Origin of the sequence: Shewanella sp. Isolate13, from assembly GCF_022398325.1 — a bacterium.
Taxonomy (GTDB): domain Bacteria; phylum Pseudomonadota; class Gammaproteobacteria; order Enterobacterales; family Shewanellaceae; genus Shewanella.
Genome location: NZ_JAKEVD010000035.1, coordinates 28,576 through 48,540 on the forward strand (window position 1 = coordinate 28,576; position 19,965 = coordinate 48,540).

General features: G+C 44.9%; 15 protein-coding genes and 1 rRNA gene. 9 read left to right on the forward strand and 7 right to left on the reverse strand.

Features of this window, described 5'->3' with window-relative positions; genetic code table 11:
* Positions 1-95: 95 nt before the first annotated feature.
* The 4 genes from L1D44_RS17890 to prmA form a co-directional block, all read right to left on the reverse strand.
* Positions 96-1,628 (reverse strand): leucyl aminopeptidase, encoded by a 1,533-nt coding sequence (locus L1D44_RS17890; RefSeq protein ID WP_239892677.1) that lies wholly within the window; start codon positions 1,626-1,628, stop codon positions 96-98.
* A 393-nt stretch (positions 1,629-2,021) separates the two neighbouring features.
* Positions 2,022-2,327: a DNA-binding transcriptional regulator Fis gene (gene fis / locus L1D44_RS17895; RefSeq protein WP_012153658.1), complete on the reverse strand. Its 306-nt coding sequence runs from the start codon at positions 2,325-2,327 to the stop codon at positions 2,022-2,024.
* A gap of 17 nt (positions 2,328-2,344) precedes the next feature.
* Positions 2,345-3,313, reverse strand: coding sequence for a tRNA dihydrouridine synthase DusB (dusB, locus tag L1D44_RS17900; protein ID WP_239892678.1), 969 nt, complete (start codon positions 3,311-3,313; stop codon positions 2,345-2,347).
* A gap of 151 nt (positions 3,314-3,464) precedes the next feature.
* Positions 3,465-4,346: a 50S ribosomal protein L11 methyltransferase gene (gene prmA / locus L1D44_RS17905; RefSeq protein ID WP_239892679.1), complete on the reverse strand. Its 882-nt coding sequence runs from the start codon at positions 4,344-4,346 to the stop codon at positions 3,465-3,467.
* A gap of 349 nt (positions 4,347-4,695) precedes the next feature.
* Between prmA and L1D44_RS17910 the strand changes: the two genes are divergently transcribed.
* The 5 genes from L1D44_RS17910 to L1D44_RS17930 all read left to right on the forward strand — a co-directional run bounded on the left by L1D44_RS17910 (position 4,696) and on the right by L1D44_RS17930 (position 10,097).
* Positions 4,696-5,418 carry a fumarate reductase cytochrome b subunit gene (locus L1D44_RS17910; protein ID WP_259649623.1) on the forward strand — a complete coding sequence of 241 codons (723 nt, stop codon included), beginning with the start codon at positions 4,696-4,698 and terminating at the stop codon, positions 5,416-5,418.
* 161 nt (positions 5,419-5,579) lie between these two features.
* The gene (locus L1D44_RS17915) at positions 5,580-6,254 is read left to right on the forward strand and encodes a fumarate reductase cytochrome b subunit (protein ID WP_239892680.1); all 675 of its coding nucleotides are present in this window, start codon (positions 5,580-5,582) and stop codon (positions 6,252-6,254) included.
* A 56-nt stretch (positions 6,255-6,310) separates the two neighbouring features.
* Positions 6,311-8,311: a fumarate reductase flavoprotein subunit gene (locus L1D44_RS17920; RefSeq protein ID WP_239892681.1), complete on the forward strand. Its 2,001-nt coding sequence runs from the start codon at positions 6,311-6,313 to the stop codon at positions 8,309-8,311.
* 8 nt (positions 8,312-8,319) lie between these two features.
* Complete coding sequence (locus L1D44_RS17925; RefSeq protein WP_220770325.1) at positions 8,320-9,051, forward strand: fumarate reductase iron-sulfur subunit; 732 nt, start codon at positions 8,320-8,322, stop codon at positions 9,049-9,051.
* Positions 9,052-9,182: 131 nt separating this feature from the next.
* On the forward strand, positions 9,183-10,097 hold the full coding sequence (locus L1D44_RS17930; protein WP_239892682.1) for a LysR family transcriptional regulator: 915 nt from the start codon (positions 9,183-9,185) through the stop codon (positions 10,095-10,097).
* Between the two features lie 104 nt (positions 10,098-10,201).
* On the opposite strand, the gene rho is transcribed toward L1D44_RS17930, so the two are convergent.
* Both rho and trxA read right to left on the reverse strand, forming a co-directional pair.
* Entirely contained in the window at positions 10,202-11,467 is a 1,266-nt protein-coding gene (gene rho, locus L1D44_RS17935; protein ID WP_220770297.1) for a transcription termination factor Rho, read from the reverse strand.
* A gap of 236 nt (positions 11,468-11,703) precedes the next feature.
* A complete protein-coding gene (gene trxA / locus L1D44_RS17940) occupies positions 11,704-12,030 on the reverse strand; it encodes a thioredoxin TrxA (protein WP_012278950.1) in 327 nt (108 codons plus the stop codon).
* Between the two features lie 402 nt (positions 12,031-12,432).
* On the opposite strand from trxA, the gene rhlB reads away from it, so the two are divergent.
* From rhlB to L1D44_RS17955, 3 genes are all read left to right on the forward strand, one after another.
* Positions 12,433-13,749, forward strand: coding sequence for an ATP-dependent RNA helicase RhlB (gene rhlB / locus L1D44_RS17945; protein WP_239892683.1), 1,317 nt, complete (start codon positions 12,433-12,435; stop codon positions 13,747-13,749).
* Positions 13,750-13,762: 13 nt separating this feature from the next.
* Positions 13,763-14,674, forward strand: a complete 912-nt coding sequence (locus L1D44_RS17950; RefSeq protein WP_239892684.1) for an exopolyphosphatase — start codon at positions 13,763-13,765, stop codon at positions 14,672-14,674.
* A gap of 433 nt (positions 14,675-15,107) precedes the next feature.
* Positions 15,108-18,089 carry a TonB-dependent receptor gene (locus tag L1D44_RS17955; RefSeq protein ID WP_239892685.1) on the forward strand — a complete coding sequence of 994 codons (2,982 nt, stop codon included), beginning with the start codon at positions 15,108-15,110 and terminating at the stop codon, positions 18,087-18,089.
* 72 nt (positions 18,090-18,161) lie between these two features.
* Here the strand turns inward: L1D44_RS17955 and L1D44_RS17960 are convergent, their stop codons facing one another.
* Entirely contained in the window at positions 18,162-18,695 is a 534-nt protein-coding gene (locus L1D44_RS17960) for a thioredoxin family protein (protein WP_239892686.1), read from the reverse strand.
* Positions 18,696-19,758: 1,063 nt separating this feature from the next.
* Between L1D44_RS17960 and L1D44_RS17965 the strand changes: the two genes are divergently transcribed.
* Positions 19,759-19,965: ribosomal RNA gene (locus tag L1D44_RS17965) — 16S ribosomal RNA — on the forward strand; the annotation flags it as partial.

Consider the following 19,965-nt stretch of genomic DNA (forward strand, 5'->3'; position numbering starts at 1 on the left):
CGCTGATCTGTTAGTGTTTAGCGTGAAAAGCAAAAGCCCTGCTTAATGAAGCAGGGCTTTTTTATGATTTCTCAATCGTGCCTAAAAGTAGGTTTTTACTTGCTTTGAGTCATAAGCCAGTTACTAAGTAAACGAACGCCGTGGCCTGTGCCGCCAGCAGGAGTAACCCCCACGTCTTTTGCTGCTAATGCACTACCGGCAATATCTAAATGCGCCCACTTTGTGTCGCCGCTAAATTGCTTTAAGAATGCAGCAGCGGTTGTCGCTCCTGGGCCGCCAAAACCAGCGTTCTTCAAATCGGCGATTGGGCTTTTTAGTAAGTCTTCATAGGCAAGCGGTAAGCGCCACAGCTTCTCATCAACAGCTTGGCCTGAGAAGGTCAGCTCATCGACGAGAGCGTCATCATCACTGATCACTGCCGTATAGCGCTTACCCAAAGCGCGCACCTTGGAGCCTGTTAGCGTGGCAACATCAACCATGACCTGTGGTTGATAATGCTCTCTGGCGTACCACATGCCATCGGCTAGGATTAAGCGACCCTCAGCGTCAGTATTGAGCACTTCAACGCTTAAGCCTTCAGCTGTCATCAATACATCACCTGGAGCTAGAGCGGTTTCAGATACCATGTTGGCCGCCATTGGCATCACTGCCACCACGTTAACATCAGCTTTTTGTAGTGCCATAGCCTTAACTGCACCAAGCACTGCCGCCGCACCTGCCATATCTGACTTCATACGCGAGATAGAGTCGCCAGAGGCTTTAATGTTATAACCGCCTGAGTCGAAGGTGATACCTTTACCCACAAGCGCGATAGGGGCGTCATCATTACCTTCCCAGTGAGCAACGACTAGGCGAGCTCCTTCTAGAGAGCCACGACCTACAGCATGCAATGCGCCCATACCTAACTTAGCGATTTTCTTAGGCTCAAGCACAGTGACCTTTAAGCCCAGTTTTTTAAGCTCCTTTGCTGCATTAGCGAAGTCTACAGGTGTCATCTCTGTGGGTGTTTCAGAGGTTAAGTCACGGGCTAAGAATACCCCTTGCTCAATCGCTGCTAGCTGAGTGTATAGCTTATCAGTGTCTTTCGCTGCGTCGACTGCGATGGTGTAATTCTTTTCAGCAGGCTTTTTCTCTGAAAAATACTTATCGAACTTGTAAGCGCGCAGATTAATACCGTGAGCAAGCTCTGCTGCAAAGCTAGCGTTGCTGGTGGCGTCGCTAATGCCATCGGTTAATACTTGAATGTTTTTGACTTCAATACCGTTGAAATGGGCGGTGATTTCCGCACCAAGCTTATTTACTTCACCCGGAGTCAACTCTGCTTGTTCACCTACACCGATAACGACAAGGCGCTTAGCATCAATGCCATTAGGCATTAAAATCTCAACGATTTGCTTCTTTTCACCTGTAAATTCCTGCAAGGATAAGGCATTGCTAATTTGTTGCTTAGATTGTTTGTCTAGCTTGTTAAGCGCACTTGATGCATTTTCGCCAGCTTGAAAGACCACTAAGGTGTCGATGTTATTTGCTTGCTTTTCAACAAAATCAAATGTTTCAGCATGTGCTGAAAAATGGGTTAATAGACCTAGGCTTAATGCACTGCTTAGTAGGGTTTTCTTGGTTAGCATAATGTCCTCTATCGGGATTTAGTTCTGCGTGCTGGTTTTGCCAAACGGGCCGCAGCTTCTTTTTGTTGTATTGGTATTGATTGTTATTGAGTTAGTCGCACTGGATTGGATTATTGCCAGTGGGTCGTGAAATTTATCACTTTTAGCATTAACAACTAAGTTAAAACTTGTTAGAAATTGTCACATGGTTTGCGAGTCTACAAGGTGAAAATTAGTCGAAGCTGAAAGCGCTGTGCAGTTTGAGGTTTATTTGGCTGATTTACACAACAAGCAGGTGTGAATTGAGCAAGGGCATTAGACCACTCAGGGTACATATGGGGGTACATATAAATGCAAAACGGGCCCTCAATTACTTGAGAGCCCGTTTAAATACAACAGTTTAAGACGTTAGTCTTAGTTCATGCCGTACTTCTTTAATTTCTTGCGTAGTGTACCACGGTTGATACCTAGCATGTTGGCAGCGCGAGTTTGGTTGCCACGAGTGTGTTGCATGATGATATCTAGCAGAGGTGCTTCAACTTCGCTTAACACCATTTCATATACTTCTTCAGCTTCTTGCCCGTCCATCTGAGCGAAAAAGTTAGTGACAGCACGCTTTACCGCATCACGTAGTAATTGTGGCTTAATAGCGCCACTTGCGGTTTCGATTTTGCCAACAGTAAGTGGGTGAACTTCAGTGTGAGTAGTCTGATCAAACATTCGTATTCTGCTCTTTATTAATATGCAACAAATTCATCAAAATAGCGTTCCACCATGGAACATTGTTCTTCAACGGTTTCGAGTCGATTAAACTCGGCTCTAAAAGACCGTTGATTTTCTTGGTCTAGGTACCAGCCAACATGCTTTCTTGCGAAGCGGATGCCCTTATAGTCACCATACAATTTGTACAGTTGCCTCAGGTGTTCAAGCATAACTTGACGCTTTTCATCCATCTCAACGGGCGCTAGCTTATTACCTGTATCCAGGTAATGTTGGATTTCTCTAAATATCCAAGGTCGTCCTTGAGCTCCTCTTCCAATCATCAGGGCATCCACACCAGTAAAATCCAACACAAAACGTGCCTTCTCTGGGGTTAAAATGTCTCCATTTGCGACAACTGGTATCGAGATCTGTTTTTTAATCGCTTTAATTGTGTCGTACTCGGCTTCGCCTTTGTACATGCACTGCCTAGTGCGGCCGTGAACGGCCAACGAGGCAATACCGCAATCTTCTGCTATCTGGGCGATATGAACACCATTCCTGTGCTCTGGAGCCCATCCCGTTCGAATTTTTAGCGTCACAGGTACATCAACTGCCGCAACCACGGCTCGTAGAATCGCTTCTACCTGCGTAGGATCTTGCAACAAGGCCGAGCCTGCTAGCTTCTTATTCACTTTCTTTGCTGGACAGCCCATATTGATATCAATGATCTGTGCGCCTTGTTGTACGTTGACAACAGCGGCATTCGCCATTAATTCTGGATCTGAACCGGCAATCTGAACCGAACGTATTCCGTCTTCACCTGCGTGTGTCATACGCAAGCGGCTTTTATCTGTATCCCAAACTTCAGGATTCGATGAAAGCATCTCCGATACGGCTAAGGCCGCGCCATAACGTAAGCAGAGATTTCTAAAGGGTTGGTCTGTGACACCTGCCATTGGCGCCACGATCAACTGATTTTTCAGGCGATAGGGTCCAATCTGCATTTATCAAAACACCTTGCTCGTCAAAGGGGCGCTATAGTACGCCTTTTTCAAGCCTGTGAAAAGGTCAATAAATGACCTGAGGGCAACTTTTTTTCTTGACTTTTGCCTAGTGAGAAGTCAGTCGCGGCGCTGAAAGCGCCGCGGGTTACTGCTATTTGCGTATACCTGTCAAGCGGCTCCAATCGTCTTTGTGAGCGGGCTCGTCCATATCGAACCATTGACTGTAAAAGGCCGAAAGCTCTTCCGCTTGTTCCTGCAACAGGCCTGAAAGGGCCAATAGTCCACCCGGCTTAACTTTTTCTGCAATAAGCGGCGCAAGTTCACGTAGTGGGCCTGCAAGAATGTTGGCCACTAGGATATCGGCTTGTAGATCGGCTGGCTGGTCTTCCGGTAGATAAAGGTCAAGCTTGTCTTCAACACCGTTGCGTTCAGCGTTGGCTTTTGATGCTTCAATGGCTTGGTAATCAATATCGATACCTGTTACACGCTCTGCGCCAAGCTTTAGCGCTGCAACCGCTAGGATGCCCGAACCACAGCCGAAGTCGATCACATCTTTATTGCTGTAATCTAGGCCATCTAACCACTCAAGGCATAGCGCGGTAGTTGGGTGTGTACCTGTACCGAAGGCTAAGCCTGGATCTAGGATGACGTTAACGGCGGCTGGGTCTGGGATTTCACGCCAGCTTGGGCAGATCCAAAGGCGATCACCGAACTTGATAGGGTGGAAGTTATCCATCCATTCACGTTCCCAGTCTTTATCTTCAACTTGCTCAATTTTGTGGCTGAAGTTATCACCTAAATAAGGCAGACCTTTTAGCATGGTGACCACTGGCGCTAGATCGTAGTCAGCGTCAAACAACGCAGTGATGACAGTATGATTCCACAGTGGTGTTTCACCTAAAGTTGGCTCATAGATTGGGGTATCTTTGCCATCTTCATAGGTAATTGACAGTGAACCAAGTTCCATAAGCATATCGCTTAGGGCATCAGCGTGTTGATTGTCGGTATCGACTTTTAGTTGGATCCAAGGCATGAGAGTTCTCGTTATCTACATATATGGGGCTATTGTAAACCATGGCAGGTTTGAGTGTGAATGTTAGATGTGAATTCAACGAATTTATCTTTAATAATAGCCACTTTTTGTCGTTTCAATCTTCGAAATCGACTTGGTTTGTTAGTGATTGTTTTGTTTGAATTGCCGGCTCAAGATATTGAATTTACTTGGTTAAATGGTATTACCAGTGTTCTTTTTTGTGCCCATTATTTGTGATCTCGATCTAATTGCTGGGTTAAAAAGGGTGAGATCGTTCACGAAAAAAATCTCTGTATCATTTTGCTGACAAAGATCTTGTTAGAGTGTAAATCCCACTATTAGGCATAAGATAAACAAGACAAGAATAATGTTAGCATCCTACGTAAGCGGTACCGGACATCCTGCATCGGCAAAAGCAGATAAAATACAAAGCATTACAGGAGTAATGATGGGCTGCTTCCTATTGGCCCACTTACACTTTGAATCGAGTATCCTACTTGGAAAAGATGCTTTCTATACGGTCGTGCAATTTTTAGAGGGCGGAATGTTTAGCCCTACAGGTCACGGTTTTCCTATTGTGACTAAAGTTTTCTCGGTGTTTATGCTAGCCGTAGTGATGCTGCACGCCGCCGTTGCTTTACGTCGTTTTCCTGCCCAGCTTGGCCAATGGCGCGCATTAAGACGCCATATGACAGTGATTAATCACAAAGATAGCCATGCTTGGTTTTGGCAATTAGCCACTGGCTTTGTGTTGTTCTTCTTAGTACCTGTGCACCTGTTTACTATGATCGCCAATCCTGAAATTGGCCCTAACTTATCGGCAGAGCGTGTTTATCACCATAATGCTTGGTTGCTATACGCTCTATTGCTGCCAGCAGTTGTTATTCACGCCATGATCGGCCTTTACCGTGTTGCAGTTAAGTGGGGCTTTACCCATAAGCGCACAGGTCTGCGTAAATTGATCAAGGTGTTAATCGTTTATCTTATAGTTATCGGGTTGCTTAGCCTAGGTTCTTACATTTTGATCGGGAGTGAATTGACTCTTCCTGTAGAGGCTTATCGACCAAGTTAAGTGATGCTTATTCGTGAGTTTATCGAGCTAAATTAGTTTATTAATCTTCACTTAACTAATCGTATTTTTGTTGATCTACCTCACAGTTAAATACCTATTATTGAGAGACATTGTAACCAAATGGTTAATAAGCTAGGTATTTATCTAGGGTAGGACAGCGAATGAATAAGAAAACAGATCGCGGTAATTGGAGTGGTTGGTTGGATTTGAGCCAGAGTCTCTCTGGGGGCCTACTGGCAATATTTTTATGGACACATCTAATACTGGTCTCCTCTATCCTGCTTGGAGCAGAGGCGATGACCTGGGTTGCCAAGACCATGGAGTTGAGTTTCTTAACTGCAGATGGCCATGGATATCCTTGGGTAGTGTCTATCATAGCCCTATTGATTGCGGCCATTGTACTGGTGCATGTTTTGGTGGCTATTCATAAGCTACCGCTTAGCCTGCGTCAGCAAAAAGCGTTAAGGCAACAGCTTAACTTGGTTAATCACGGCGATACACGTCTATGGGTATGGCAAGCCGCGACGGGAGTGGTGATTTTACTATTGCTACCTGTGCACTTGTGGCTGATAGGGTCAGCACCCGAGACGATTGGCCCCCATGGCAGTGCCGATAGAATTTGGCAACAGGGAGCATGGCTGTTGTATCTGCCGTTGTTACTCTGTGTTGAGCTTCACGCTGCGATAGGGGTATATCGCCTAGCGGTGAAATGGGGCGTAGCGAGAGATTTAAATACCCGCGAAAGACTGAAAAAAATAAAGACTATCATCAGTGTGATTTTCATTGTTGTGGGCCTAGCGTCACTACTGGCGTTTCTGCCTTATGCCAATGGATAGATAGTGGTGATAAATAGAACATAAACTGACTCTGCACCCTACTTTAAGGAGCACGTGTGAAACTGATATATACCGATTCATTAGTGATCGGCGCCGGACTTGCTGGATTACGAGTAGCTATCGCATCTAAAGAGCGTGGCCTAGATACTGTTGTATTGTCATTAATTCCCGCAAAGCGCTCGCACTCTGCTGCAGCGCAAGGTGGTATGCAAGCGAGTTTGGGCAATACCGTAAAGGGAATGGGAGATGATGAGGATGTCCATTTTCAAGATACGGTAAAAGGTTCTGATTGGGGCTGCGATCAAGATGTGGCGCGTATGTTTGCTCATTGTGCGCCGAAAGCCGTGCGTGAATTGGCCAACTGGGGCGTACCTTGGACGCGTGTAACCGCGGGTCCACGTCAAGTGGTAGTGAATGCAGAGAAGGTAACCATTGAGGAAGCAGAGAGCGCTCATGGCTTGATTAATGCTCGAGACTTTGGTGGTACTAAGAAGTGGCGTACTTGTTATACGGCAGATGGTACGGGTCACTCGTTACTTTACGCAGTAGATAACAAAGCGATTTCGATGGACATTCCTGTGCATGAACGCATGGAAGCCCTATCACTGATCCATGACGGCAAGCGTTGTCACGGTGTTGTAGCACGCTGTCTAATTACTGGCGAGCTACATGCTTATGTGGCTAAGTCGACGACTATTGCAACTGGCGGTTATGGCCGGATCTATGAAGTGTCGACCAATGCCATTATCTGCGAAGGTGTGGGTCAGGCGCTGGCATTAGAAACCGGTGTGGCCAAGCTTGGTAATATGGAGGCGGTGCAGTTCCACCCTACCGCTATCGTACCTGTAGGTATTTTGACTACCGAAGGTTGTCGTGGAGACGGTGGCCTGCTGCGCGATAAAGATGGTCACCGCTTTATGCCTGATTATGAGCCAGAGAAGAAAGAGCTGGCCTCACGTGACGTGGTATCGCGCCGCATGACAGAGCATATGCGTAAAGGCAAAGGTGTCGATAGTCCTTATGGCCCACACTTGTGGCTGGATATCACCTTGCTTGGTCGCAAACACGTAGAGACTAACTTGCGTGAAGTGAAAGAGATCTGTGAAAACTTCCTAGGGATCGATCCTGCTAAAGACTGGATCCCGGTAAGACCGACCCAGCACTACTCTATGGGTGGTATCCGTACCGACAAGACAGGACAAAGTCCGCAGCTGAAAGGCTTATTCAGCGTTGGTGAGGCTGCGTGCTGGGATATGCATGGCTTTAACCGCTTAGGGGGCAACTCCTTAGCTGAAACCGTTGTTGGCGGAATGATCATCGGTAAGTATGTCGCCGATTTCTGTCAGGAAAACACCTTAGAGATCGATACTGGCCTAGTCGAGACATTTGTCGACAAGGTACGCAGTGAAATTGATGGTTTAGTTGAAGGTGGCGGCACAGAGAGTCCATTTGCGATCCGTAAAGAGATGGAGCGGATCATGATGGATTATGTGGGTATTTTCCGAAATGGCCCTGAGTTAGATAAAGCCGTTGCTGAGTTACAAGAGCTACTAAAGCGCTCTCGCGCTATCGGCCTTAAGTGTAACAAGCGTCATGCTAATCCTGAGTTGGTAGAGGCTCTACGTGTTAAGCGCATGCTTAAGGTTGCACTAACCGTTGCTTGCGGCGCCGCTGCACGTACAGAAAGCCGTGGTGCTCATGCCCGTGAAGATTTCCCACAGCGTAATGATAAAGACTGGTTAAACAGAACCTTGTCTAGCTGGCCAGATGAAAATGCTCTGGCACCAGAGCTAAGCTATGAGCAGCTAGATGTGATGCAGATGGAACTACCGCCGGGTTATCGTGGTTACGGCATCGATAATGCGATCGCTCATCCAGATACCGCTAAGCGTGAGCAGGAGATCAGCGAGATCTTAGCTCAGCTAGGTCCTGATGCAGATAGATATCAGAAGCAACACGCATTAATGCCGTTTGACGTACCAGAATCATTAACACCAAAGAACGAACGCTTAAGTGACACGCTTGAAAATTCGAGCGTAGGAGAAAACGCTAAATGAGCCAACAAATGGCTAAGGGCCGTACCTTAACTTTTAATATTTTTAGATATGATCCGCAAGTGCCGGGCGATAAGCCTAAGATGGTGAAATACCAGCTGGAAGAAACACCTGGCATGACGGTGTTTATTGCACTCAATCGTTTGCGTGAGGAGCAAGATACCTCTTTGCAGTTTGATTTTGTTTGCCGCGCCGGGATCTGTGGCAGCTGCGCCATGGTGATCAACGGTTTCCCAACGTTAGCTTGTCGTACCTTGACGACCAAGTACCCTCAGGGTGAGATTAACCTAATGCCTTTGCCTGGTTTTGAGCTGATTGGCGATCTGTCGGTTAATACGGGTAAGTTTATGCGTGAACTCGCAGAGCGCTTAAAGTTATGGTTACACCCAATCAGTGATGACATCGATGTACACCGCTTAGAAGCGCCAATGGATCCGGCTGAAGCCGCTAAGCTTTATGAGTTAGAGCGCTGTGTAGAGTGTGGTGTGTGTGTGTCGGCCTGTGCAACGAAGCAGATGCGTGACACCTTTGTCGGCGCCGTAGGCATGATGAAACTGGCCCGTTTCGAGCTCGATAGTCGTGATGGCCGCGAGCTAGAAGACTTCTATCATGTGATTGGTAATCAGGATGGCGTATTTGGCTGTATGACCTTATTAGGTTGTCAGGATAACTGCCCGAAAGATTTACCGCATATGCAGCAGATTGCTTATCTGCGCCGTAAGATGGCGGTTACGCTAGTTTAAGTTAACTTATTTTGCTGAGACAAAACATCGAAAAGCCTGCTTAATGCAGGCTTTTTTGTGGGTGACGTTTAGCGGCACCTTATCTACAATTAGATTTAAATAAATGTGCATTTATAAACGGAAAATTGATAATGCAACTTAATGACTTGAAGCTGTTCGTACGCGTTGCTGACTGCGGCAGCTTAACCGCAGCAGCAGTTGAGCTAGATATCTCCTCTGCAGTGGCCAGTGCTGGCTTAAAGCGATTAGAGAAGGAATTAGGCACGGCATTATTTATTCGTAGCACGCGCAGCTTACGTTTAACTGATGCGGGGGAGCGTTATCTAATTCATTGCCGCCGCGCTTTATCAGACTTAGAAGTGGGTCAGCGCGCGATTGAAAGCGCCCAGGCGAGTATTTCAGGGCTAGTGAGTTTATCAGTGCCATCAGATGTCGGTCGCAATGTGTTGCTACCATGGTTGGATGACTTTTTGCTGGAGTATCCTGAGCTCAAGTTGAGACTGCATATTGGCGATAATCTTTCTGATTTTTATCATGACAAAATCGATGTTGCGTTACGTTCAGGTGTACCTAAAGACTCGTCGCTGGTGGCCTTTAAGATCTGCAATTCAAGAAGAGTATTATGCGCGTCGCCAGACTATATCGCGCAGTTTGGTGGCATTACTTCACTTGAGCAGTTAGCGGAGCATAATTGCTTGTTCTTTATGTTAGATGAGCGCACTCACGATCAGTGGGTTTTTAATAAAGAGGGTCAGCAACATAAGGTACGGGTGACGGCTAATCGCACCTGTAATGATGCGGATATCGCACGGCGCTGGGCGGTTGCAGATCAAGGTTTAGTATTTAAGTCTTGGCTCGATCTGACCGATGATATTGAGTCTGGACGCTTAGTGCCATTACTCAGTGATTATCGAGGCGAAGATGCTGATTTATATCTAGTATGTCCTGGGCGCGAGCATGTCACGCCGGTGATTTTGTTGCTGCGAGATATGTTACGTGAGCGCTGTAAGCAACGTTTAGCAAGGGTGAGTCATTTGATGGAGTGACGACTTCTATCAGCATAAATCGCAGCTACAAAAAAACCGCACTAATGCGGTTTTTTTATTTCTAGCGTTCGACTAAGTCTTAGCGAGTTTGGGTCTTAGCGCGTTTAGGTCTTAGCGCGTTTCATCGCAGTGAAGAACTCATCGTTAGTCTTGGTCATTGCCAATTTGTCGATTAAGAACTCCATGCCACTAACTTCATCCATAGGATTTAGGATCTTACGTAGGATCCACATCTTCTGTAGTTCATCCGGTGTCGTTAGCTTCTCTTCGCGACGAGTACCTGAGCGGTTGAAGTCGATAGCAGGGAAGACGCGCTTCTCTGCAGCTTTACGAGAAAGGTGTAACTCTTGGTTACCTGTACCTTTAAATTCTTCGTAAATCACTTCATCCATCTTAGAGCCTGTATCAACAAGCGCTGTCGCGATAATAGTTAAGCTGCCGCCGTGTTCGATGTTACGAGCCGCACCAAAGAAACGCTTAGGACGGTGTAGAGCGTTAGCGTCAACACCACCGGTAAGTACCTTACCTGATGAAGGGATAACTGTGTTGTATGCACGAGCAAGACGAGTAATAGAGTCGAGTAAGATAACTACGTCTTTCTTATGCTCTACTAGGCGTTTTGCTTTTTCAATTACCATTTCGGCAACTTGTACGTGGCGGCTTGCTGGTTCATCGAAGGTTGAAGCAATTACTTCACCTTTAACCATGCGTTGCATCTCGGTTACTTCTTCAGGACGTTCGTCGATAAGTAGAACCATCAACACCACTTCTGGGTTGTTGTTAGTGATGCTTTGCGCCATGTTCTGTAGTAATAGGGTTTTACCTGCTTTTGGTGGTGCAACGATAAGACCACGTTGACCCTTACCAATTGGAGAGCATAAATCCAGAATACGTGAGGTGATATCTTCAGTAGAACCATTACCACGCTCCATGCGAAGACGGTCTTGCGCATGCAAAGGTGTAAGGTTTTCAAAAAGGATTTTGTTGCGAGAGTTTTCAGGCTTGTCGAAGTTAACTTCGGTGACTTTTAGAAGGGCAAAATAACGCTCGCCTTCTTTTGGTGGACGAATCTTACCGAAAATCGTATCACCAGTACGCATGTTAAAGCGTCGAATTTGGCTCGGTGATACGTAGATATCGTCTGGGCCCGCTAAGTATGAACCATCAGAGCTACGAAGGAAGCCGAAGCCATCTTGTAAGATCTCTAAAACGCCACCACCGAAAATATCTTCACCGCTTTTAGCGTGGGCCTTAAGAATAGAGAAAATAATATCTTGCTTACGAGCACGGGCCATATTGTCTAGCTTCATGTCTTGCGCAAGCTGGACTAAATCTGAAATCGAGGTGTTTTTTAATTCTGATAAATTCATCTTGGTGGGTCTTGTTTTTACGTGACAATACTATCTTCGATCAATGGTTTTGTAGCTTATTGAGTATCGATCGGATAGCGAGAAGTGGGTTAATTTGAATGTGTCTGGTTATTAAAGTAGCACTAACAGGGCGAGGCGTCTAGAAGTTTAGCTTCACCCGACACATTTTCTTGTTGAAGCTGTGTCGGGAGTCACTTCAATACCGCTATATCGGGGATAGAGCGGTATTTTTTAGCTTAAAGTTGAGCGTCGATGAACTCTTTAAGCTGAGTTTTAGAAAGCGCGCCAACTTTAGTTGCTGCAAGCTCACCAGCCTTAAATAATAGTAGAGTTGGGATACCACGAACGCCGTACTTAGCTGGTGATACATTGTTTTGGTCAACGTTCAGCTTAGCGATTGTGATTTTACCTTCATACTCTTCAGCTACGTCATCTAGGATTGGGGCAATCATTTTACATGGACCACACCACTCAGCCCAAAAATCAACTAGAACTGGTAGTTCAGAGTTAATTACGTCATTTTCAAAGCTGTCGTCGCTTAGGTATACAATCTTGTCGCTCATGTTGTTCTCCAGTTTGGTTGCCATCGCTGGTTTGTTAATGGCTTAACCTGTATATTGGGTTGGTAAAATAGCTTTTCAAGCCAAAAGTTATGCAAATATTACTGCCAGTACTCTTTAGGAGCAAAAAACGCTTTAGACAAGACGCTGATTTACAGGCATAGTTAGCCTACGTCAATGACGTCTAACGCTAATAAGCGTTTAAAATTGTCCTAAGAGAACCGTAAATACACGCTAAAATTTCATCGCATCATATAAAACAGAGGGAATAGTGATTCCGTCACCGATGCAAAAATACCGTGAAATACGTTTCTCAGAGTGTGCACCAATTTTCCGTGATAAAATTCTATCGCTATTTCAAACGATCGAGTTTTTTATTGCAACCTTTACAGGTAAGCCTGCGCTATGAGCGAAACACATTTATCGACAAAGAAGTTTGCTGACTTCCCTCTACATAAAGAGGTTCATCAAGCACTTAATGAAGCTGGGTTTGAGTTCTGTACTCCTATTCAAGCGTTATCGTTACCGATTTTATTAGAGAAAAAAGATATAGCGGGTCAGGCACAAACGGGTACGGGTAAAACCTTGGCCTTTTTGGTTGCGACCTTTAATCACCTTTTGTCAGTACCTGCACCTGCAGAACGTCAACTCAATCAGCCTCGCGCGATTATCATGGCGCCAACTCGTGAGCTGGCTATTCAAATTGCTAAAGATGCCAACTTATTGGTTAAACATACCGGCCTTAAGGTGGGGATTGTTTACGGTGGCGAGGGTTATGAAACCCAACGTAAAGTGCTAGATCAAGGTGTCGATGTACTTATCGGTACTACTGGTCGAATTATCGATTACGTACGCCAAGGTGTCATCAATGTGAGAGCTATCCAGGCTGTCGTGCTTGATGAAGCCGATCGTATGTTCGATCTTGGCTTTATTAAAGACATTCGTTTCCTGTTTAGACGCATGCCAGATGCTAAGTCACGTTTGAATATGCTGTTCTCTGCAACGCTTTCAATGAAAGTGCAGGAACTGGCTTATGACCACATGAATGAGCCTGAGAAAGTTGAGATTGCGCCAAACGAGAAAACATCAAAGAACATTAAAGAGGAGATCTTCTATCCATCGATGGAGGAGAAGATGCCTTTGTTATTGTCACTGCTTGAAGAAGACTGGCCAGAAAAAGCCATCGTTTTTTCTAATACCAAACACAGCTGTGAAAAAGTGTGGTCATGGCTTGAAGGGGACGGACATCGCGCAGGCTTGCTAACCGGTGATGTGCCGCAGAAGAAACGTTTACGTATTCTTGAGCAGTTCACCAAAGGTGAAATTGACATCTTAGTGGCGACAGACGTTGCAGCGCGTGGTTTGCATATCTCTGATGTATCTCACGTTTATAACTATGATCTACCGGATGACTGCGAAGATTATGTGCACCGTATCGGTCGTACAGGTCGTGCAGGTCAAAAAGGGGTATCAGTGAGTTTTGCGTGTGAAGAGTATGCTCTTAACTTGCCTGCTATTGAGTCTTACATTCAACACTCGATCCCTGTGACTTCATACGACAGTGACGCACTGCTTGATGATATTCCTCCACCCGTGAAAATTCATCGTAAGCCAAGCAGTCATACACGTAATCAGCGTGATCGTAGTGGTCCTGGCCGCCCTCAGGGTGGGCACCGTAGTAACGGTCCGCGTCGTCACGACAGAACGCGTAGGCATTCTTAGGCGACAACGCTCAATGACAACACCTCTTTATGCAGCCATCACATTAGGCTCAAATAGTTTTAATATGCTGGTGGCTAAGACTGATGGCCATCAGCCTAAAGTTATTGCTAAGTACAAGCGAAAAGTTCGTTTGGCCGAAGGGATCTTAGCCGATGGCTCGTTGAGTGAAGAGGTGTTATTACGTGGGCTGGAATGTTTGAAAATGTTTGCCCAAATGCTCGAAAAAGAGGGCGTTTCAGCTGAACATGTAGCAGTTATAGCGACAGCCACACTCCGTAAAATTTCAAACTCAGATGATTTTTGCCGCCGTGCCCTACCTATCTTGGGTCATCCCATTGAAATAATCTCAGGCATGCGTGAAGCGGAGCTTATTTATCAAGGTATGGTAGCCACGACAGAAGGCGAGGGGCGACGACTTGTTATCGATATTGGTGGGGCAAGTACCGAGTTTATTATCGGTGATGGCAATAAAGTCCTACTAAAATCAAGTTTGCCCATGGGCTGTGTCACCTTTAACGATACTTTTTTTGCTAGCTTTCCATTCCAGCAACTGGATTTTGATGACGCTAAAGCTAGAGTCAGAATGGTACTGGGAGCGCAGTTGGACGAGCTTAAGGCATTAGGCTGGCATTGCGTAGTGGGGGCATCGGGCAGCGTTCAATCTGTTGTTGAGCTGCTTAACCATCGTAATCTATCTAGCGTTATAACAATTGATGTATTGCTACAGCTAAAGCAGGAGATTTTGACTCAAGCAGATCCTTCAATGCTTGAGATTTCAGGTTTGAATCCTGAGAGGGCCCCTACTTTTGCTGCAGGAGTGTCAATTCTTCTCGGTCTATTCGAGTTACTTGAAATTGAAAAGCTACACCTTTCTGGAGGCGCCTTGCGTGAAGGTGTGTTGCAGACGTTGGCGAGTAACCTTTAGTTTATTAATATCACTTTTTTTTATCGTCAGTGTCATTCCTTTCCGGCTATTTATTTACACTCCTCTCGTGCTACATCTAAGTGGCAGTAAACTCGGGACTATTTCTCAGCTTTAGTCATTTTCATAACGATTAAATTCACAAACCCTATTCCTTTCAGGGGATTTTTTTATCAAAGCGCAAGTGTCCAGTAGTATTCACTGTGCGTAGTGACTTTGGCGAACATTTACTCTCGTATCTGTTTCTTTGTCTAGATCTTCTACTTCATAAAAACCTTAAATACTCTCCGGTCTTGCCGTGTTTCGCATAATGTAGATTGTATAAAATATGTATACTATGTTAATGTTTTGTTGCGCTTGGTTGTTCTGTACCCAATTTAATTAAAAAATATTTTGACTAAGCGCTTACTCAAAGAAAGTTTAAGGGAGATCAATTATGTCTGGAAGTAACGCTTCGAAGCGATTTTCGCCGAAAAAGAGCTTAGCGGCTCTGGCCGTAGGTTCGGTGCTTTTTATGGCTACACCAGCTGCAATGGCAGCAGATGGTTTAGGTGTGATGCAAGGTCACATTACAACTGAGGCTGGTTCAAATCTTAGTAATGCGACAGTCATTATTAAGCATGAATCAAAAGGTATTGTCAGAGAGACGACCACTGGAGCAAATGGTAGTTTCTCTCTCAAGGGGCTACCGATTGGTAAATATACAGTAACCATCTCTAAAGATGGCTACTACCAAGTAAAAGAGCAACACATTGAAGTTACCATGGGTAATGCATTGACTTTCGATGTAGCGCTTGACTCAGAAGACTCTGGTGTAGAGCGGATTACTGTTAGCGGTGCGAGAATCAGTCGTGTGGATACTTCTAGCACGACCACATCTCAAGTGATCTCAATGAGTGAGCTTAATCAGTTACCGGTTGAACTAGATTCGACGGCAATTGCATTGCTTACTCCTGGTTCTGTAGCCGGTGATAACGGTTTCGGTGGCGTTGCGATTGGCGGTTCATCAGTTGCCGAAAATGGTTATTACCTAAACGGACTTAACATTACAGATTTGCGTAAAGGCATGGGGGACATAGATCTTCCTTGGGAAGCTATAGCGCAAACTGAAGTACAAACAGGCGGCGTCTCTGCGGAATACGGTCGTTTCATTGGTGGTGTGGTGAGCCTAGTTTCTAAGTCTGGTGACAATGAATGGAAATTTGGTGGTAAGGCTGAAATAGCACCGGATTCATTAGCTGAGCCTACGTTGCGAATGAAAGACGATGGCACCATCGAAGAAGCTAAAGAGGGTTATTGGCAAGAGACCGAGTATAATATTTGGGCTTCTGGTGCACTGATTGAAGATAAGTTATTTTTCTATGGCTTATGGAACCCATTTGAAGAGGATGTGACTTCTTATGGTGAGAACCAGATCAGTGATAAAGAGTGGAAGACTAACCGCTGGTTCACTAAGGTCGATTGGTTTATTCATGAAGATCACTCAATCGGTGTAATGGCTTTTAGTAATGAAGGTGATTATGAAAAGACTGAGTTCCAACGAGCTGAAGATGGCGGTCGTGGTGACGAAATCGGTCTAACAGAAACAACATACGGCGGAATAGGTTGGAATGCTCTCTATACTGGTTATTTAACTGACGATATTACTCTGTCTGCTATGTATGGTGAGATCACTCAATCTACTAAAGATAATTCGGGTACCCTTGATCAATCCACTTATTGGGATTTGCGCTCAGGTACATGGGAACGCTTAGGTGACTGGGTTGGTTATGGCTCGTCTGAAACCGAAGATAAGCGGATCACTTACCGTATTGATTTGGATTGGATCATTGGTGATCATACCTTACGTGCCGGTTATGATTACGAGCGTCTTGAGATTGCTGATATCTATACTCCACACGGTGACGGTTGGTATGAATATTTTGCCGCGGGTCCGGATAACGCTTACGGTCTTGCTGAAGGTACTGAATACGCCGATTTGCGTATTTGGGGCAAGAATAGTGAAACAGAAAACGTTCATACTGCACTATATGTTTCTGATACTTGGGCCGTGACAGATACTGTGACGATTAATGCAGGTGTTCGTTACAGCGAGTTTAGTAATACTACGGGGTCTGGTGACAAGTATGTCGATCTAGATGGCCAGTTTGCTCCACGCTTAGGTGCAACTTGGGATGTTCTGGGTGACGGCGCAAGTAAGTTATATGCTTCATACGGTCGTTATTTCCAGCCAGTGTCTCCAAACACCAACCTACGTATGGCATCGGCTGCATACGACTCCCACATTGTTAGTCACCTAGAAGGTGTGAATGCCGATGGTTCACCAATTTTAGGTGATGAAATCAGCCGTCGCGTTGTTGCCGATGGAACTGTACCTGATGCTGACCAGTTGTTTAACAATAAAGCCGGCTCAATGTATTCAGATGAGTTTGCAATTGGTTATCAGCAGCAGGTGAATGATGACTGGGCAGTTGGTATCCGTGGTGTATACCGCGATCTTAAGCAATCCATTGAAGATGTATCATTTAACTATGGTATGAACCAATGGATTCTAGAAAACTACGATGCAAATACATGGTATGCGGGTAATGGTGAAACAAGCGCCGAAGATTACTTTGTTGGTGGTTGGTTCCCAACACTAACAAACCCAGGTATTGGCACTGAAATCTATTATGATGTTGATGGCGACGGTGTTAAAGAGACGGTAAATGTAAATGCCGATCAAATGGGCTTTCCTGAAGCTGAGCGTACTTATAAGGCTATCGAGTTAAGCTTTAGTGGTAATGTTACAGACGACTTTACACTAAATGGTTCTTATACCTGGTCTAAGAGTGAAGGTAATACAGAGGGCTTAGTACGTTCTGATAACGAGCAGGCTGATCCGGGTTGGACTACTTCCTTCGATTATCCAGAATTAATGGATAATGGTGATGGTTACTTACCAAACGATCGTCGTCATAACTTCAAGCTATATGGTGTTTATAACATCACAGATGATTTCAGCGTAGGCTTTAACTCTTACCTACAATCGGGTCGTCCTATTAACGCCTTTGGTATTCACCCAGTGGATCAAGGCTACTGTGTACAGGCGGTTGCGATTGATGGCACTTGTTATGGTCGAGATTGGTATGGTGCTGCATCATTCTATGCTGATGGTGAAGCTGCGCCACGTGGTAGCATGGGACGCACAGATTGGGTTTATAACATTGACCTAAACATGTCTTACACAATGGACTTCAATGAAGCTGGCCGTCTGAACTTTAAGCTAAATGTATACAACCTGTTTAATTTCGATGGTGTAACAGGTGTTGATGAGCAATATGAGTTCGACAGTGGTGCGAAGAACATTCGTTATGGTTACCCAGACAGCTTCCAGACTCCACGTTATGTAAGAGCGTCAGTTCGTTACGATTTCTAATACAGAAGTTATTAGCTAACTAAGATCATAAAAGGCCGCAAATGCGGCCTTTTCTTTTTATGAGCTGCAAGGCTAGTTTAAGATTTTAGCCAAATCAGCCTCAAGTGATACTTCTGGCCTTTCAATGATACGACCTATCTCTTTATTGTCTTGTTCAACAATAAAGGTAGGGATGCGGGTGAACTCATATTTAGCAGCTAAACCTTCCGGATCTTGCTTTGCTCTATCTACACCTATATATGTCACTTTTATATTTGGATTATTGATCTCTTCAATAATGCGAATGAAGCGCGGTGTTTCGCGATGGCAATCAGGACACCAAGTACCGATAATTACGGTTACTTGAGTTGGCTTATCGATTTTTTGTAATTTAGCTATAACCGCTGCATCAGTTTTATAATTCTTGTATTCGTCGTTAAACCAGTCAAATTCATTAAGTTCTTGATGTGTTACTGAGCCAGTTAAAATCACTTCTTGTTTCTCCTCGCTGCAAGTTGCTAGAAAGCCCTCTTGCTTGTCTTCAAATCCGCAGCCGCTGCTAGCCAACGTTTGACTACTAAAAAATAAAACGGTGGTTGCAAGCAATGCTTTAACGTTATTGTGCATGATAATACCTCGAGCAAGAAGAAATGGTTTCGTTTTATTCAAGCATGTCTGAACTAGTGCGTGAAGAGAACAATTACCGCATTGTTATAGGGATCACTCTAAAGTGACGAATTGCTTTAATAAGGATTAGGTTAACAGGCGAAGCCTGAAGTGTAGCTGAATCGAGTATGTAGAACTCTGAAGTGTGTTTAAACTAGAAAGAGTGAATTGTATTAGTAAACACCTTACTGAATTTAGTTTGGTTAGATTAGTTATATAGTCGTTTATAAAGATAGAAGGCTGATTTTCAGCGCAAGGTTTAGCATAAGATATAGTCGCTCTGTGCTACTTATCTCATAGCTATACAGGCTGAACCACTCGCCGTGCTGCAGATAACAGGTCTAGCGTTAGGCTGGCAAATAAAGCTAGGCTTGTAATAATTCAATTTTATTTCAAATTCCACGTGCAACTCGTAAATACTGTACTAGACTGAATGTCCCAGCGCACAAAATGTGAACGGAAAAATCAGTTTTGTGGATAACTCTGGGGGTATTTGGTGGGTATGGTGTGCTTAATATAGCCTTTTGAAAAAACTTCATTTTTCTTTCAAAAAGCGCTTGCGCTCGCCTCAAATCTCCCTATAATGCGCATCCACTGACACGGCACAGCAGGCCAACTACCCAGCGTAAACGCTAGATAGCACGGGACTTGCAGCGGTGTTAGGGATTCGAAAATCGAAAGAGATTTGAATCTGGTGACAAGCGGTTTAAGAGCTTCACGCAATGACTTCTGATTAAGAAATCAACGCTTGAAAAACTTCTTAAAATAAACGCTTGACGCCAACAACGGGAAGTGTAGAATACGCAGCCCTAGCCACTTGGAACGGTTCGCTGAGAACGCCAAGCAGGCAACGCTCTTTAACAATATGACAAGCAAATCTGTGTGGACACTCACAGAGATTAAGTTATTCGAAACTGCCTCTAACGAAGCAGTCAAAAATTTACTTAATGAATGAGTGTTCATAGCAATATGTAATACAGAATTCGTTGAGCCGCTGASCCTTTCGAGGTGAAGCAAAAAACTTTAATTGAAGAGTTTGATCATGGCTCAGATTGAACGCTGGCGGCAGGCCTAACACATGCAAGTCGAGCGGTAACACAAGGGAGCTTGCTCCTGAGGTGACGAGCGGCGGACGGGTGAGTAATGCCTAGGTATCTGCCCAGTCGAGGGGGATAACAGTTGGAAACGACTGCTAATACCGCATACGCCCTACGGGGGAAAGGAGGGGACC

What these genes read in the sequence shown, in the direction of transcription:
- rho (WP_220770297.1), bottom strand. Translation starts at nt 11,467, where the DNA reads ATGAATTTATCAGAATTAAAAAACACCTCGATTTCAGATTTAGTCCAG.
- prmA (WP_239892679.1), bottom strand. Translation starts at nt 4,346, where the DNA reads ATGCCTTGGATCCAACTAAAAGTCGATACCGACAATCAACACGCTGAT.
- fis (WP_012153658.1), bottom strand. Translation starts at nt 2,327, where the DNA reads ATGTTTGATCAGACTACTCACACTGAAGTTCACCCACTTACTGTTGGC.
- L1D44_RS17915 (WP_239892680.1), top strand. Translation starts at nt 5,580, where the DNA reads ATGAATAAGAAAACAGATCGCGGTAATTGGAGTGGTTGGTTGGATTTG.
- L1D44_RS17890 (WP_239892677.1), bottom strand. Translation starts at nt 1,628, where the DNA reads ATGCTAACCAAGAAAACCCTACTAAGCAGTGCATTAAGCCTAGGTCTA.
- L1D44_RS17930 (WP_239892682.1), top strand. Translation starts at nt 9,183, where the DNA reads ATGCAACTTAATGACTTGAAGCTGTTCGTACGCGTTGCTGACTGCGGC.
- L1D44_RS17960 (WP_239892686.1), bottom strand. Translation starts at nt 18,695, where the DNA reads ATGCACAATAACGTTAAAGCATTGCTTGCAACCACCGTTTTATTTTTT.
- L1D44_RS17950 (WP_239892684.1), top strand. Translation starts at nt 13,763, where the DNA reads ATGACAACACCTCTTTATGCAGCCATCACATTAGGCTCAAATAGTTTT.
- rhlB (WP_239892683.1), top strand. Translation starts at nt 12,433, where the DNA reads ATGAGCGAAACACATTTATCGACAAAGAAGTTTGCTGACTTCCCTCTA.
- L1D44_RS17955 (WP_239892685.1), top strand. Translation starts at nt 15,108, where the DNA reads ATGTCTGGAAGTAACGCTTCGAAGCGATTTTCGCCGAAAAAGAGCTTA.
- trxA (WP_012278950.1), bottom strand. Translation starts at nt 12,030, where the DNA reads ATGAGCGACAAGATTGTATACCTAAGCGACGACAGCTTTGAAAATGAC.
- L1D44_RS17925 (WP_220770325.1), top strand. Translation starts at nt 8,320, where the DNA reads ATGGCTAAGGGCCGTACCTTAACTTTTAATATTTTTAGATATGATCCG.
- dusB (WP_239892678.1), bottom strand. Translation starts at nt 3,313, where the DNA reads ATGCAGATTGGACCCTATCGCCTGAAAAATCAGTTGATCGTGGCGCCA.